This is a genomic window from Escherichia sp. MR (genome assembly GCF_005280595.1).
Lineage (GTDB): Bacteria > Pseudomonadota > Gammaproteobacteria > Enterobacterales > Enterobacteriaceae > Escherichia > Escherichia ruysiae.
Map to the genome: position 1 here is coordinate 21,629 of NZ_SZVK01000014.1, position 15,291 is coordinate 36,919.

General features: G+C 50.3%; 15 protein-coding genes. 6 read left to right on the top strand and 9 right to left on the bottom strand.

Translation table 11 applies throughout. The features are described from left to right. Window positions 1–46: 46 nt before the first annotated feature. Window positions 47–973: a 23S rRNA (adenine(1618)-N(6))-methyltransferase RlmF gene (rlmF, locus tag FC814_RS08520; RefSeq protein ID WP_170967944.1), complete on the top strand. Its 927-nt coding sequence runs from the start codon at window positions 47–49 to the stop codon at window positions 971–973. Here rlmF and ybiO read toward each other — a convergent pair. The 6 genes from ybiO to rhtA all read right to left on the bottom strand — a co-directional run bounded on the left by ybiO (window position 970) and on the right by rhtA (window position 7,657). Beyond that, the gene (ybiO, locus tag FC814_RS08525; protein ID WP_001267280.1) at window positions 970–3,195 is read right to left on the bottom strand and encodes a mechanosensitive channel protein; all 2,226 of its coding nucleotides are present in this window, start codon (window positions 3,193–3,195) and stop codon (window positions 970–972) included. The genes rlmF and ybiO overlap by 4 nt on opposite strands. Before the next feature lie 116 nt (window positions 3,196–3,311). Beyond that, window positions 3,312–4,034 (bottom strand): glutamine ABC transporter ATP-binding protein GlnQ, encoded by a 723-nt coding sequence (glnQ, locus tag FC814_RS08530; protein ID WP_089615986.1) that lies wholly within the window; start codon window positions 4,032–4,034, stop codon window positions 3,312–3,314. After that, the gene (glnP, locus tag FC814_RS08535) at window positions 4,031–4,690 is read right to left on the bottom strand and encodes a glutamine ABC transporter permease GlnP (RefSeq protein WP_001159053.1); all 660 of its coding nucleotides are present in this window, start codon (window positions 4,688–4,690) and stop codon (window positions 4,031–4,033) included. Before glnP ends, glnQ begins: the two co-directional genes overlap by 4 nt. Before the next feature lie 126 nt (window positions 4,691–4,816). After that, the gene (gene glnH, locus FC814_RS08540; RefSeq protein WP_137325810.1) at window positions 4,817–5,563 is read right to left on the bottom strand and encodes a glutamine ABC transporter substrate-binding protein GlnH; all 747 of its coding nucleotides are present in this window, start codon (window positions 5,561–5,563) and stop codon (window positions 4,817–4,819) included. A 404-nt stretch (window positions 5,564–5,967) separates the two neighbouring features. Further along, a complete protein-coding gene (gene dps / locus FC814_RS08545; RefSeq protein WP_000100800.1) occupies window positions 5,968–6,471 on the bottom strand; it encodes a DNA starvation/stationary phase protection protein Dps in 504 nt (167 codons plus the stop codon). 298 nt (window positions 6,472–6,769) lie between these two features. Further along, a complete protein-coding gene (gene rhtA / locus FC814_RS08550) occupies window positions 6,770–7,657 on the bottom strand; it encodes a threonine/homoserine exporter RhtA (RefSeq protein ID WP_024212357.1) in 888 nt (295 codons plus the stop codon). Window positions 7,658–7,891: 234 nt separating this feature from the next. Between rhtA and FC814_RS08555 the strand changes: the two genes are divergently transcribed. Together FC814_RS08555 and ompX are read left to right on the top strand one after the other, a co-directional pair. Continuing rightward, window positions 7,892–7,957 (top strand): hypothetical protein, encoded by a 66-nt coding sequence (locus FC814_RS08555; protein WP_137325834.1) that lies wholly within the window; start codon window positions 7,892–7,894, stop codon window positions 7,955–7,957. A 52-nt stretch (window positions 7,958–8,009) separates the two neighbouring features. Further along, a complete protein-coding gene (ompX, locus tag FC814_RS08560; protein WP_024212356.1) occupies window positions 8,010–8,525 on the top strand; it encodes an outer membrane protein OmpX in 516 nt (171 codons plus the stop codon). 49 nt (window positions 8,526–8,574) lie between these two features. Here the strand turns inward: ompX and opgE are convergent, their stop codons facing one another. Both opgE and mntS read right to left on the bottom strand, forming a co-directional pair. Continuing rightward, complete coding sequence (opgE, locus tag FC814_RS08565) at window positions 8,575–10,158, bottom strand: phosphoethanolamine transferase (protein WP_001054642.1); 1,584 nt, start codon at window positions 10,156–10,158, stop codon at window positions 8,575–8,577. 271 nt (window positions 10,159–10,429) lie between these two features. Continuing rightward, on the bottom strand, window positions 10,430–10,558 hold the full coding sequence (gene mntS, locus FC814_RS08570) for a manganase accumulation protein MntS (RefSeq protein ID WP_001001762.1): 129 nt from the start codon (window positions 10,556–10,558) through the stop codon (window positions 10,430–10,432). 185 nt (window positions 10,559–10,743) lie between these two features. Here mntS and mntR point away from each other — a divergent pair, with 185 nt between their 5' ends. Then, entirely contained in the window at window positions 10,744–11,211 is a 468-nt protein-coding gene (gene mntR / locus FC814_RS08575; RefSeq protein ID WP_000091012.1) for a manganese-binding transcriptional regulator MntR, read from the top strand. Next, window positions 11,208–12,326, top strand: a complete 1,119-nt coding sequence (locus FC814_RS08580) for an anion transporter (protein ID WP_000056471.1) — start codon at window positions 11,208–11,210, stop codon at window positions 12,324–12,326. The genes mntR and FC814_RS08580 overlap by 4 nt, the downstream gene beginning before the upstream one ends. A 232-nt stretch (window positions 12,327–12,558) precedes the next feature. On the opposite strand, the gene ldtB is transcribed toward FC814_RS08580, so the two are convergent. Then, on the bottom strand, window positions 12,559–13,479 hold the full coding sequence (gene ldtB, locus FC814_RS08585) for a L,D-transpeptidase (RefSeq protein WP_001056379.1): 921 nt from the start codon (window positions 13,477–13,479) through the stop codon (window positions 12,559–12,561). A gap of 218 nt (window positions 13,480–13,697) precedes the next feature. On the opposite strand from ldtB, the gene FC814_RS08590 reads away from it, so the two are divergent. Continuing rightward, window positions 13,698–15,290, top strand: coding sequence for an ABC-F family ATPase (locus FC814_RS08590; RefSeq protein WP_032225022.1), 1,593 nt, complete (start codon window positions 13,698–13,700; stop codon window positions 15,288–15,290). The last annotated feature ends 1 nt before the right edge of the window (window position 15,291 follow it).

Sequence of the window (15,291 nt, forward strand, 5' to 3'; positions counted from 1 at the left end):
GCTGCGTTATGCGGGTATCTTACGCCGCTGCTTAAAGGAGAATGCTATGTCCGCCCAGAAACCGGGGTTACACCCGCGCAATCGTCATCACAGTCGCTACGATCTCGCCACGCTTTGTCAGGTGAATCCTGAACTGGCGCAATTCCTTACGCTTACCCCTGCCGGTGAGCAAAGCGTTGACTTCGCCAATCCGCTGGCAGTGAAGGCGCTCAACAAGGCGCTGTTGGCACATTTTTATGCTGTGGCGAGCTGGGATATCCCTGACGGTTTTCTCTGCCCACCAGTGCCTGGGCGGGCAGATTATATTCATCATCTTGCCGATTTACTGGCTGAGGCAAGCGGAACAATTCCAGCCAATGCCAGTATTCTGGATATCGGTGTTGGTGCGAATTGTATTTATCCGCTGATTGGTGTGCATGAATATGGCTGGCGTTTTACCGGAACAGAAACTAACAGCCAGGCGTTAAGCAGTGCGCAGGCGATCATCAGCGCCAATCCGGGTCTTAACCGCGCTATCCGTCTGCGTCGGCAAAAGGATACCGGCGCCATTTTTAACGGCATCATCCACAAAAACGAGCAATACGACGCGACCTTGTGTAACCCGCCATTCCACGATTCCGCCGCTACGGCACGGGCAGGTAGTGAGCGCAAACGGCGTAACCTGGGGCTGGACAGAGATAACGCGCTGAACTTTGGTGGTCAACAGCAGGAATTGTGGTGTGAAGGCGGCGAAGTGGCCTTTATCAAAAAGATGATTGAAGAGAGTAAAGGCTTCGCAAAGCAGGTGATGTGGTTTACCTCGCTGGTATCTCGTGGCGAAAACTTACCGCCTTTGTATCGTGCACTGACGGATGTTGGTGCGGTGAAAGTGGTCAAAAAAGAGATGGCCCAGGGGCAAAAGCAGAGTCGCTTTATTGCCTGGACCTTTATGAACGACGAACAGCGCCGTCGTTTTGTCAATCGCCTGCGTTAAAGCGTTGGCTCCCCCGATGGCAGTGGTGCTACCGGGGGCGTTCCCGGTGCAGGTAGCACCTGATAAGTTTGCACCGGCGCGCGAACACCCGCCAGGTCGAAATGCTTTTTCACCTGGCTGTCGAGGGCAAAGCGTACCGTCCACTGTTTGAGTGGCAGTGTGGTGAACGAAACACGCAACGTAAACGCGGTATTGCTTAAGCCGACAATGCCGGCAAAGTTCGGTTCACCAATAATCAGCCCACGAATTTCTTCATTTTCCATCAATTCCGCTACCGCATCTTTCAGTGCCTGATTGGCTTTATCGGCATCTTCATGACGATCGACATCATAATTTGCGACCACCGAACCAATGCCACGGACGAAGTTAGCAAAGGTGGTTATCGAAGACCACGGAATAATGTGATATGCCCCGGTATCCTGACGCACGCCCACGGAGCGAATCGACATCCGTTCCACCGTGCCGGTCAACGGCCCGATGGTAACCAAATCTCCAGTGTTCATGCCGTTTTCAAACTGAATGAACACGCCGGTAATAATATCTTTTACCAGCGTTTGCGAACCAAACGAGATAGCCAGGCCTAATGCCCCGGCACCTGCCAGCAGTGGCGCGATATTGACGCCGATTTCCGACAACACAATCATGATGGTGATGGTACTGATGATTACCGCCAGCGCATTACGGAACAGCGTCAGCAGGGTGCGCGTGCGGGCGCTGGGCAGCGGGCGGCCATGAATATCCGAAGCCAGCCGGTTTTCGATCAAACTGGCGAGCACTGTCCAGCCAACCGCCGAGAAGAAAAGGATGAGCGCGATACGGATCAGGATATCCACGGTTTTCTGCCCCGCGCCGTTTTGCAGCCAGTTCCAGAAATCGAACAGCCCCCAGGCGCTGAGTAGCAGCATCACTGCCACGCATACCGTCAGAATACGCGCCGTTTTCAGCGCCGCTGATAGCCAGCCGTTCAGCCGTTTTTGCAGCTCCGGATAGTTACGCTGAGTATGTGGCGAGAGGGTGATGGTCTTCGCCAGCCAGCGGGAAAACATACCGGAAACAAACGCTGCGATACCAATAATCGCCAGGCTGCGCACCGTTGCACCCATCATAAATTTCAGGCTGTTGCCCGGATCGAACAACGAAAAGAAAAACAGCACAATAAAATAGGCGCTTGCCAGCCAGTGCCACACCAGCGCAAAAGCGCGAATAAACAGGCTGAAGAATGCCAGCGAGTGCTCCGCAAAGTTGAGCAGATGCTGGGTGATCTCTTTTTTATTACGAAAGATCAGATAGAGCGCCCAGACGGTCATGCACAGCATGATTATCACGTTGGCGAGCGCCCCGATTTGCACATTCACCTGATTAGAGATAATTGGCACTGCCACAATCAGTCCATAACCAATCAGACTGCTTAACCAGCTAAGGCGGCGGCACCAGTAGCGGGCGCTTTCATCCTGAATATTGAACGGGCGCAGCTCTGCCACGTTCGGGCAGAAAATCAGGCGTAAAACAGCTTTGAAAAACTCAATCAGAGCGAAAGCATTGAGAAACAGGCTTTGTTGAAAAGCAATGGTTTTACTACCGGCGTTCAGGTTGTCGCTTAATACCTGGCCGACAAATAACGTCAGTGCCAGCAACAGCAAATCGATAATAAACGCCCCGATAATCATCGCCGGAAGCTGTAACCAGTTGCTGCGCTCACGGTTTTTTTGCCGCGCCCACTGACCCATTTTGCGATATAACGGCAGCGCGCACAGGCGAATCAGCCAGTAAAAGCCAAACACCAGCACCGCTAGCATTGAAAAATGGGTCAGCGCGTTGTTGAAGGTTTGCGGGTTAAAGGGTTTATGCGGGGAGCCAGTGATATTACGGTAAAGTTGCCCGAAGCGCGCGGAGAGTGCTTCGCCATAATGGCGGCTGATTTCAGTCACCTTTTGCAGCACGGTTTGCTCTTCAACCAGCGTCGGCGGTACGATTTTCGGTACGGGGTCTGTGGGGGGCGTGGCGGCAACGGTGCGTAGCTGGTCGATCAACTCTTTGCGCGAGGTGTCATTATCCAGCACGTCCGCCAGTGCGCCATAGGCCGCTTTTTTTTGTTCGATATCCGGTTCTGAAACCGGTTCAGAGGTTGAATCTGTTGTTGCTGTGGTTGTTACGCCGGGTATGGACACCGCGTGGGCAGGTGCGCCCAGCAGGCAGATGAGGATGAACAGGATCCACCGCATGACTCCTCCAGTGAGAAAACAAAGCAAAAAGATAAGTATAGATGCTGGGGGAGGGGCGATTTGAAATGAGAGGAATCTGGTGTGCCTCCCTTTCGGGGGAAAGGGAGGCTGAGAAGTTAAGAGACGTGCTGTAAAAATTCCTGCAAACGCTGGCTCGGTGGGTTCTTGATCAACACCTGCGGATCGCCATCTTCCGCAATCCGGCCTTTATCAATAAAGATTAGACGTGAAGCCACTTTCTCAGCAAAACCGATTTCGTGGGTCACGATCACCATCGTCATCCCTTCTTCAGCCAGATCCTGCATAACCTTCAGCACTTCATGGCGCAGTTCAGGATCGAGAGCGGAAGTCGGTTCATCGAACAGCATCATTTTCGGCTTCACCGCCAGCGCACGGGCAATCGCTACGCGCTGCTGCTGACCACCAGAAAGTTCGGAAGGGTAGTGATGCGCGCGTTCTGCCAGACCGACCTTCGCCAGTAACTCACGAGCCAGTTTTTCCGCCTCTTCTTTGTTTGCGCCACGCACGCGTAGAGGGCCAAACATCACGTTTTCCAGCGCCGTCAGATGCGGGAAGAGGTAAAACTGCTGGAACACCATACCCGCTTCCTGGCGAATCAGTCGCTCGTCAACTTTCGGATCGTTAACCTTCAGACCATCGACAATCAGATCGCCAGAGGTAATTTCTTCCAGTTTGTTGATGCAGCGCAGCAGGGTTGATTTACCGGAACCAGAAGGCCCGATAATCACCACCACTTCACCCTGGGTAATGTTCAAATCAATATTGTGCAGCACCTGGGTTGGACCAAAATGCTTGGAGACGTTTTTAAATTCAATCACAGGATTTTCATCCTTCTTTCCAGACGACGCAGAATAAAGCTCAGCACCAGGGTAATAATCAGATAGAACACCGCCACGGCGCTCCAGATCTCAAGGGCGCGGAAGTTACCGGCAATAATTTCTTGCCCCTGACGGGTCAGTTCCGCCACGCCGATAACAATAAACAGCGAGGTGTCTTTAATGCTGATGATCCACTGGTTACCCAGCGGCGGCAGCATACGACGCAGTGCCAGCGGTAAAATGACGTAGCGAATGGTTTCCCAACGTGAAAGACCGAGCGCCAGTCCTGCTTCACGAAAACCTTTGTGAATAGACAGCACTGCGCCACGCGTGATTTCCGCAATGTACGCGCCGGAGTTGATCATGATGGTGACCACCGCCGCAGTAAACGGGTCGATGCGTAAGTCGTTAAACGCCATCGGCAGGGCGAAGTAGATAAACATCACCTGGACGACGATAGGTGTGCCGCGAATCACTTCAATAAAGACTAGCGCGACGTGGTTGGCTATCCAACCGCCAAAGGTGCGTGCAAAACCTGCCGCCAGTCCGATCACCAGGCCGCCAGCCAGACCGAGGATCGAAATCCACAGGGTCATTTTGGCGCCTTCAATCAGAAGCGGAATGGCAGGCCAGATGGCACTCCAGTCAAACTGCATATGTTGTTCCTGTTACCGTGGTGTAAATAATCAAATTCAGGGTAATTAATGGTGTTGGAGCAGGCCTGTGCCCCTCTCCCCAGAGGGGAGAGGGAACTGTCCGTGCGCTTTACAGGTGTAGCGTTATTATTTCGGTTCAGTACCGAACCACTTTTTGTAGATTTCGTTGTAAGTTCCGTTTTCGCGCAGAGTTTTCAACGCGCCGTTAACTTTGTCACGCAGCTCGTCGCTACCTTTCGGGAAAGCAATACCGTATTGCTGTGCTTCCAGAGAGTCACCCACCGCTTTAAACTGGCCGTTACCAGCGGTTTTGATGAAGTAAAGAATGTTTGGTGTATCGTGCAGGACGGCGTTTGCGCGGTTAGTACCCAGTTCCATATAGGCGTTATCGATGTTCGGGAACTGTCGCAGATCTTTGGTTTTGATGTTCGTCTTCGCGTAATCAACGGAGCCAGTGCCGCTCTTCACTGCAACCACTTTACCGTCGAGATCTTTCACGCTTTTCACATCGTTGTTGTTCGCTTTCACCATCACTAACAGACCGCTTTTGTAGTAGCCGTCAGAGAAATCGATCGCTTTTTTACGCTCGTCGGTGATAGTGATGCCCGCCAGCGCCAGATCGACGTTTTTGGTTTGCAACGCCGGAATGATACCGCTGAAATCCATCGGTTTCAGCTCGTAATCCAGCTTCAGTTCTTTGGCGATTGCCGCCCACAGATCGACATCAAAGCCCACGTATTTGTCGCCCTGTTTAAATTCAAACGGAACGAAAGCGGTATCTGTCGCGACAACTAATTTTTTATCTGCGGCATGGGAAGAAACCGCAAAAGCCAGGGTCAGTGCTGCCAGTGAAACTTTTAATACAGACTTCATAGCATTTCCTTTTTTCTATCCACGGGACGATCCCCTGCGTAACATTTACCTATATGAAAAAATCGTGCCAGTTTTGCAACTCGTTGATTTTTCGAGAGGCGATAAAAATGCATTGCACGATTTATGAGGCAACACCGTTAGATTGCACCATTATGGGGCGCCAAAGTGGTGCGCTAAAATAGTGCAGTCAACACAATGATTATTTAGCGTAAATCCTGATGAAAAAACAATCTTTATGTAACGATTGTGTGATGATGTTGATACAAAAAGTTTACTTTGTCAGGCTGGAAGGGGAATGGGATGCACTAAAAAAGTGCGTAGAGACAGGGCATCAAAAAAAAACGGCCCCCTTTCAGGAAGCCGCTTTTATTGTTTGTTAACGTTTTGAACCATCAGCGGTGGTGTTATTCGATGTTAGATTCGATAAACCACAGGAATTTATCCAGGTCGCGGGAGGCGGCGGTCAGGATATCTGCAGTATCATCATCTTTTGCTTCACCAATGGCTTTACGTACATCATTGGCGACAATTGCATAACGATCCGCCAGCTCTTTCAGGTGATCCTGAACGTTGTGGATGTCCAGCGGGTAGCTTTTCAGCGGTGTTTTGCTATTGATAACTTGAGTGGTGCCAAGGGCAACGCCGCCCAGTTGTACCGCGCGTTCAGCCATGGTATCCAGATGATCGATCAGAGCGGTACGGAAGCCATCCAGCATTTCATGTACGGCAATGAAGTTGGCGCCGCGCATATTCCAGTGTGCCTGTTTGGTAATCAACGAAAGATCAATAAACTGGATAACCTGACGATTCAGCAACTCTACTGTCGCTTTTTTCTCGCTGTCAGAGACATCGTTGCGGGTATAAAGCAGATTGGTCGCTTTTGATTTAACTAATTTAGCGGTACTCATAATTTCATATCCTCTTGATGTTATGTCCCAGTAATTAACGAGACTAAGTATAGCACCGGCTATGTGTTCCGCTATTCTGGCTGTTCCTATCACACTAATAGTGGTAACAAACGTAAAAAATAAAACTGCATAAAATACAGTTGGTTATATATTATAGTAAGAATAATTCTTATTTATATATTCACCAGGAATTTTCGGAATAAATATGCTTTTGTATAGTCAGATATATAAGGATGTGGCAGGTGAAATTTAGCGAAATATTCTGCATGGTTATGCATAACCATGCAGAATTGTAAATTTAATTAATATCTATTTCTTCTATTTTGCTCTCTTTGCGTGCTGTCAACGTGGAGCCCATTGAAGCGGCAATGATAGCGCCGAGCGCCAGAATCTGTATTGGCGTCAGCATCTCACCGAGGAAAATCATCCCGGAAATGGCGGCCAGTGCTGGTTCCATGCTCATCAGCGTACCAAATGTCCGCGTCGGCAAACGGGTGAGGGCAATCATCTCCAGCGAGTAGGGCAGAGCGGTCGAGAGAATTGCGACAGCTAAACCTAATGGAACAACCGACCAATGCCAGAGAGCCTCTCCAGCCTGTAACGCACCGATTGGCACGAAAATTAATGCCGCAATAAGCGAACCGATCGCCACCGTCGCAGGGCCGTGTTCAGCACCAGCACGTTGCCCACTTAATATGTAGATAGCCCAACAAGCACCGGCACCGAGCGCCAGCGCACAGCCGGTTAAATCGACATGGGAAACATCTTGCCCCAGCGGCAGCAGGAACCACAGACCGAGCACTGCCAGCAAAACCCAAACGAAATCTACCGGGCGACGAGAGGAGAACAGCGCCACCGCCAGTGGCCCGGTGAACTCCAGCGCAACTGCAATTCCCAGAGGTACAGTCTGAATAGAGAGATAAAAGAGATAGTTCATCCCACCCAGAGATACCCCGTAAAACAACAGCGGCAACCGTTGTTCTCTGGCAAAACGCAGCCGCCACGGTTTAAAGAAAGCGATAAGAATCAGTGTTCCCAGTGCAAGGCGCAGCGCAGTCACTCCAGGCGCGCCAACCAGTGGAAAAAGTGATTTTGCTAATGAAGCCCCACCCTGAATAGACGCCATGGCAACGAGCAATATGACTATTGGTAACCAGACCGGCATTTTACGTAATGACCCTGGCATCCTTTCTCCCATAAAGTTGTATAGCAAGGTAAAGCGTGGAGTGTACTGGATGTACCAGTGGGTGGTTGAGCATTTGTTGAAAAATTTTTTCCCCGTTTTGGCTAAAATGCGCCAGGATTGATGGATTCATCAGTTTGCTGATTAAGAATAATCTGGATGAGAGAGTGTGAATATATGCGTAATACTTACGCAGTTCACTGAAAAAATGATTTAAATTTAGATGGATAGCGGTGAATGGAAACGTTATGTTACACGAAATGGCTCGTTAGACATCACAAATCGCCAAGAGTTTCCCATTAATTTTTGATATATTTAAAACTTAGGACTTATTTGAATCACATTTGAGGTGGTTATGAAAAAAATTGCATGTCTTTCAGCACTGGCCGCAGTTCTGGCTTTCACCGCAGGTACTTCTGTAGCTGCGACTTCTACCGTAACTGGTGGTTATGCACAGAGCGACGCTCAGGGCAAAATGAACAAAATGGGCGGTTTCAACCTGAAATACCGCTATGAAGAAGACAACAGCCCGCTGGGTGTGATCGGTTCTTTCACTTACACCGAGAAAAGCCGTACTGCAAGCTCTGGTGACTACAACAAAACCCAGTACTACGGCATCACTGCTGGTCCGGCTTACCGCATTAACGACTGGGCAAGCATCTACGGTGTAGTGGGTGTGGGCTATGGTAAATTCCAGACCACTGAATACCCGACCTACAAACATGACACCAGCGACTACGGCTTCTCCTACGGTGCGGGTCTGCAGTTCAACCCAATCGAAAACGTTGCTCTGGACTTCTCTTACGAGCAGAGCCGTATTCGTAACGTTGACGTAGGCACCTGGATTGCCGGTGTTGGTTACCGCTTCTAATCACTTCGGTGATATAAAAAATCCGCCTCTCGGGGCGGATTTTTTTATCTTAAGATTTGGGATCGAATATATCGGTTCCGAGATGGTTGTAATCAACCTTTTGTAACTGGAAGTTAGTGATGTATATCGGCCCGGCTTTCTTCTCAGAGATAAACGGGTAATTGATGTTGATCTCCTTCGCTTTAATCCCTGTCCATTGAGAGAAAAAACCTAAGAAGTCATTGGCTGAACGGCGGGCTTTAATTATCCGGTGCGCTTTATCGTCGCTGGAAATGACCATAAAAGGCACCTGGAAATTTTGCTGATATTTATCGTCATGAGCCAGATATTGCACTTCTTTACCGCGTTCTTTAAAGGCCAGACCGTGGTCAGAAAAGTAAACCAGCGAGAAACTGCTACCGCTGTTGCGTAACTGGTCATAGAGTTTGCGCAGTAAATCGTCTGTTTGCGTCATGGTGTAGAGATAGCACGACGTCTCTTTCGATTGCACAAAGGTTTCGTATTTGCCTTGTGTCCGGTCGCAGGCCTGCGGATGTGAGCCCATCAGATGCAAAACAATCAGTTGCGGTTGCGAGTGTTCTTGCGCCAGCACCTGAGCGGTCATGTCCAGTAACGCTTCGTCTTTGGTGTTCTTATCTGCTTCAAAATTACCTTCTTTCAGGAAGTGTACTTCATCTGCACGTTTGGCAATGCTGGCGATGGCGGTATCGTACTCACCAATTTGTCCCTGATTGGAAAACCACCAGGTCTGAAAACCTGCGCGGTTGGCCAGGGTCACAAAGTTATCCTGAAATTGTGGTTTGCCATCGACGACGCGGTTAAGCGTTAAGCCGAGCGATTTTTGCGTGGAGCCGCTGGCGGCAATGTAATCAGCGAAGAGCAGACCGTTAACGCTGCTGGCAAACGGGGTGTTATTCCAGTGACCGCCAAAGGCACCGAGAGCGTCGCGACGTGCGCTTTCACCGATCACCACCACATAGGTCTGATATTTCGGCTTAACGGCAGTAACCGTCCAGGTATCTTTCATCCCGGAAAGTTTTGCCATCCGCTCTTGCTCTTCAATCACCTCGTTATTGTTGACGATGACATCCTTAGCGAAACGAAATACCGGATAGCCAGTATCCTTCAATTTAAATACGCCGCCCCAGGCCAGGTTTTGAACCGGAGCGACAAAAAATGTCGCCACGCTGAATACCAGACACAGGCTGTCGAATTTACTCCAGCGCGTTTTTTCACTCTCTTTTTTTCGCCGGACAGCTATCACGCCGAGCGCAAAAATAAATAAGCCGACCAGGTAGCTGTACCACGGAAAAATCGTCAGGATTTCAGTTGACTCTTCCATATTGGTGGAGTGCAGGGCCAGCAAGGTATTGAAGTTAGGCGCGCCGTAGGCCTGAGCAAAAGGGAAATAACAGGCTGCCACTAATGAACTGACGCCGACCAGGACTTTTTGCACGCGAGGCAATGTCCGCCATAGCAAAAGCAAAATCGCCGTAAACGCGGCGGTGTAGAGAAAACTGAAGGGATAGCCTAAGCCGAGATTAATTAATAGCGACTGTAAAAAGTAGAACGCAGTCCACGGGCTAAATACCCGGCTACGGGTAACAAGCGATTCTTTGAGGGTTAAATTCATATGCCACTATCGTAACAAACGCCATGTGCTTACCCTGGCGTCAAGGGTCAATACCTGCAAGAGTGCGTGAAGAGGGGAAAAGGGTCCGCATCCGCGAGCCGCAATATACGCAGGGCTGCAAGAAGATAGAGCGAGCCGCCGTTCAGGTCAACTACTGACGAACAAATCTTTTGCGAAGAAGATTGCAAATCTGACAAAAAGTGGGGGTTTTCAGGCAGTAAAGATTTATGCCTGCAATAAAGCAGGAGTGAAGCGGCGTACCGCGACGCCGCTATTTATTGGAGGGTTTATCCTGCTGCGGTTTATTGTTGACCATATCGCACAACATCGAGAGCAGCATTAACCGTACTTTAAAGGGAGAATGACTAAACACGCGCATACACCTCTTGAACTCATTCATAAGACCTCCTGACTTGCTAATCCCGTCACTCCTTGAGGGATGATTGCATTACATACAGATATAGCACAGGCTATATTATATAGCTATTGCTAAAACGTTAATTTTTTGTGCCTTCGCAACTCTGGTTTACAATGTGCGCACGAAATAAGAACGCTATATATGTGTCACCATAATGAGGAAGCACAATGAGTCGTCGCGCAGGTACGCCAACAGCAAAAAAAGTGACGCAGTTAGTGAACGTGGAAGAGCACGTTGAAGGGTTTCGCCAGGTAAGAGAAGCGCATCGCCGCGAACTTATTGACGATTATGTTGAGCTGATTTCTGACCTGATAAGAGAAGTGGGGGAAGCCCGTCAGGTGGATATGGCTGCCCGGCTGGGGGTTTCGCAACCGACGGTGGCTAAAATGCTTAAGCGGCTGGCAACCCTGGGGCTGATTGAAATGATCCCGTGGCGTGGCGTGTTTTTAACGGCGGAAGGAGAGAAGCTGGCGCAGGAAAGCCGCGAGCGCCATCAGATAGTCGAAAATTTCTTGTTGGTGTTGGGCGTCAGCCCGGAAATTGCCCGTCGCGACGCGGAAGGCATGGAACACCATGTCAGTGAAGAGACGCTGGACGCCTTTCGTTTGTTTACCCAGAAACACGGTGCCAAATGAGCCTGCCTTTTTTACGCACGCTGCAAGGCGATCGCTTTTTTCAGTTATTAATTCTCGTTGGTATCGGATTAAGTTTTTTTGTTCCCTTTGCGCCGAAATCCTGGCCTGGCGCTATCGACTGGCACACCATCATTACCTTAAGTGGCCTGATGCTGCTGACCAAAGGTGTTGAATTAAGCGGTTATTTTGATGTGCTTGGGCGCAAAATGGTGCGCCGTTTTGCTACTGAGCGTCGGCTGGCGATGTTTATGGTGCTGGCGGCGGCGCTGCTTTCTACCTTTCTGACCAACGATGTCGCGCTGTTTATTGTTGTCCCGCTGACCATCACGCTGAAAAGACTGTGTGAGATCCCGGTTAATCGGCTGATTATTTTTGAGGCACTGGCAGTGAATGCTGGATCGCTGCTGACGCCGATTGGTAATCCGCAAAATATCCTTATCTGGGGACGTTCGGGTCTTTCGTTTGCCGGTTTTATTGCACAGATGGCACCGTTGGCTGGCGCAATGATGCTGACATTGCTGCTGCTGTGCTGGTGTTGTTTCCCTGGAAAGGCGCTGCAATATCATACGGGGACGCAAACGCCGGAGTGGAAACCACGGCTGGTGTGGAGTTGTCTGGGACTGTATATCGTCTTCCTTACGGCGCTGGAGTTGAAACAAGAGCTGTGGGGGCTGGTGATTGTGGCAGTGGGGTTTACGCTGCTGGCGCGTCGCGTGGTGCTGAGTGTGGACTGGACGTTGCTGCTGGTGTTTATGGCGATGTTTATCGACGTCCATTTACTGACCCAGCTTCCGGCGTTGCAAGGCGTGTTGAGTAACGTGAGTCATTTATCCGAACCCGGATTATGGTTAACGGCGATTGGTTTATCGCAGGTGATCAGTAACGTGCCGAGCACGATTTTGCTGCTCAATTATGTACCACCGTCTTTATTACTGGCATGGGCGGTAAACGTAGGTGGTTTTGGCTTATTACCCGGATCGCTGGCAAATTTGATTGCGCTACGGATGGCGAACGATCGCCGGATCTGGTGGCGTTTTCATCTTTATTCGATACCGATGCTGTTGTGGGCGGCGCTGGTAGGATACGTTTTGTTAGTTATGTTCCCGGCAGTGTAAGAGCCGACAAATAAAAAAGGCGGATTATGAGTCCGCCTCTGATTGTTGGCAATGTGCGCTTTGTTCATGCCGGATGCGGCGTAACCGCCTTATCCGGCCTACAAAATCTTGCGGATTCAATATATTGCAGGTTCCGCGTAGGCCTGATAAGCGTAGCGCATCAGGCAATTATGTATTGCCATCAGCAGTCTAAGGCGGATTATGAGTCCGCCTTTGCTTTAAGTTTTAAAGATTAATTCAGACGAACCGGCATCCCGGAACGGTTTTGAATAGCCTGATCCAGAACAGCCTGATCGACATCCGGCTGACCAGTCACTGTCTGCACGCTCTTGGTTAGCGTAATTGGCACAATTTCCTGACCTTCAAATTGGGCTTCGGTGGTAGACAGCGGGTTATGGACTTCAATATAACGGCTGCCGTCCGGCTCGGTGGTCGCTTTTACCGGCTCATCAATAAACTGTACGCGAGTACCGACCGGCACTTTCTCGAACAGGAATTTGATGTCTTCGTTACGCAGGCGCACACAACCGTGGCTTACGCGCAGGCCGATACCAAAGTTGGCGTTGGTGCCGTGGATAGCGTACAGGCGACCGATATACAGTGCGTACAGCCCCATCGGGTTATCCGGGCCAGCCGGAACGACAGCCGGAAGCGGTTCGCCCGCAGCGCGGTATTCTGCATGCATTTTGGCGGTCGGCGTCCAGGTCGGGCCTGCTTTCTTACGCTCTACTTTGGTGGTCCAGTTGATAGGTGTGTCTTTGCCTAACTGACCAATGCCGATCGGCAGTACGATAACGGTGTTAGTTCCTTTCGGATAGTAATACAGACGCATCTCTGCGCTGTTAATCACAATGCCTTCATGAACAGTGTCCGGCAGGATCAGTTGCTGCGGAATATTCAGTACGGTGCCGCCTTTCGGCAGGAAGGTATCCACACCCGGGTTCGCTTCCATCATATTGGAAAGCCCCATCTGATACTCGGCCGCAAAGTACTCCAGCGGCTGAGTGTTACCTTCAGGGATAGTGATCACCTGATTCTGACCAACCAGGCGACTCCCGTCGGTTGGCAGAGGATAAGTTACCGCTGAAGCGGTACTGCAAAAGCCGACAACAGCGAAGGCCGCTGCGAATAACGTTTTCAATTTCATATTCATGTTAAGCGAGATTTCGTGCCTGGCAGGCCATTAGGTTGAGAATATTAGAGTATTGGAAGCGCATTATATGTTCATTCCAGCTAACAGTGAAATCAGATGTGTACTAAATCACATTTTTTGCCTTTGGGAAGAGTGTAGACCTTAAGCGGGGGACGGGATCTTCTTTCAGACTTATGGCATAATGCGCGGTTTGTCATATCTCTTTTCAGGATACGCCTGTGTTAGTTTCCAGTAACGTCACCATGCAGTTCGGCAGTAAGCCGTTGTTTGAAAACATTTCCGTCAAATTTGGCGGCGGCAACCGTTACGGCCTGATTGGCGCGAACGGTAGTGGTAAATCCACCTTTATGAAGATCCTCGGCGGCGACTTAGAGCCGACGCTGGGTAACGTTTCCCTCGATCCCAACGAGCGCATTGGTAAGCTGCGTCAGGATCAATTTGCCTTTGAAGAGTTCACCGTGCTGGATACGGTGATCATGGGGCATAAAGAGTTGTGGGAAGTGAAGCAGGAGCGCGACCGCATCTATGCTTTGCCGGAAATGAGCGAAGAAGATGGCTATAAAGTTGCCGATCTGGAAGTGAAATACGGCGAAATGGACGGTTACTCTGCGGAAGCTCGCGCCGGTGAACTGTTGCTTGGTGTGGGAATTCCAGTGGAACAACACTACGGCCCGATGAGTGAAGTTGCTCCTGGCTGGAAGCTGCGTGTGCTGCTGGCGCAGGCGCTGTTTGCTGATCCAGACATTCTCCTGCTCGACGAACCGACCAACAACCTCGACATCGACACCATTCGCTGGCTGGAACAGGTGCTGAACGAGCGTGACAGCACCATGATCATTATCTCGCACGACCGTCACTTCCTTAACATGGTTTGTACCCACATGGCGGATCTGGATTACGGCGAGCTGCGCGTTTATCCGGGCAACTACGATGAGTACATGACGGCGGCGACCCAGGCGCGTGAGCGTCTGCTGGCTGATAACGCCAAGAAGAAAGCGCAGATTGCTGAGCTGCAATCTTTCGTTAGCCGCTTTAGCGCCAATGCCTCGAAATCTCGCCAGGCAACTTCGCGCGCGCGCCAGATTGATAAAATCAAACTGGAAGAGGTGAAAGCCTCCAGCCGTCAGAACCCGTTCATCCGTTTCGAGCAGGATAAGAAACTGTTCCGTAACGCGCTGGAAGTGGAAGGGCTGACCAAGGGGTTTGATAACGGTTCGCTATTTAAAAATCTCAACCTGCTGCTGGAAGTGGGTGAAAAGCTGGCGGTACTCGGCACCAACGGCGTCGGTAAATCGACTTTGCTGAAAACGCTGGTGGGTGATCTGGAACCGGATAGTGGCACCGTAAAATGGTCAGAGAACGCGCGCATTGGTTACTACGCGCAGGATCACGAATATGAGTTCGATAATGACCTGACCGTGTTTGAATGGATGAGCCAGTGGAAACAGGAAGGCGATGACGAGCAGGCGGTGCGCAGCATTCTCGGTCGTTTGTTGTTCAGCCAGGACGACATCAAAAAGCCTGCTAAAGTGCTTTCCGGTGGTGAAAAAGGCCGTATGCTGTTTGGTAAGTTAATGATGCAGAAACCGAACATTCTGATCATGGACGAACCGACCAACCACCTGGACATGGAATCCATCGAGTCGCTTAACATGGCGCTGGAACTGTATCAGGGCACGCTGATTTTTGTTTCTCACGACCGTGAGTTTGTAAGCTCCCTGGCGACCCGTATTCTGGAAATCACGCCGGAACGCGTGATTGACTTTAGCGGTAATTACGAAGATTACCTGCGTAGTAAAGGGATCGAGTAAG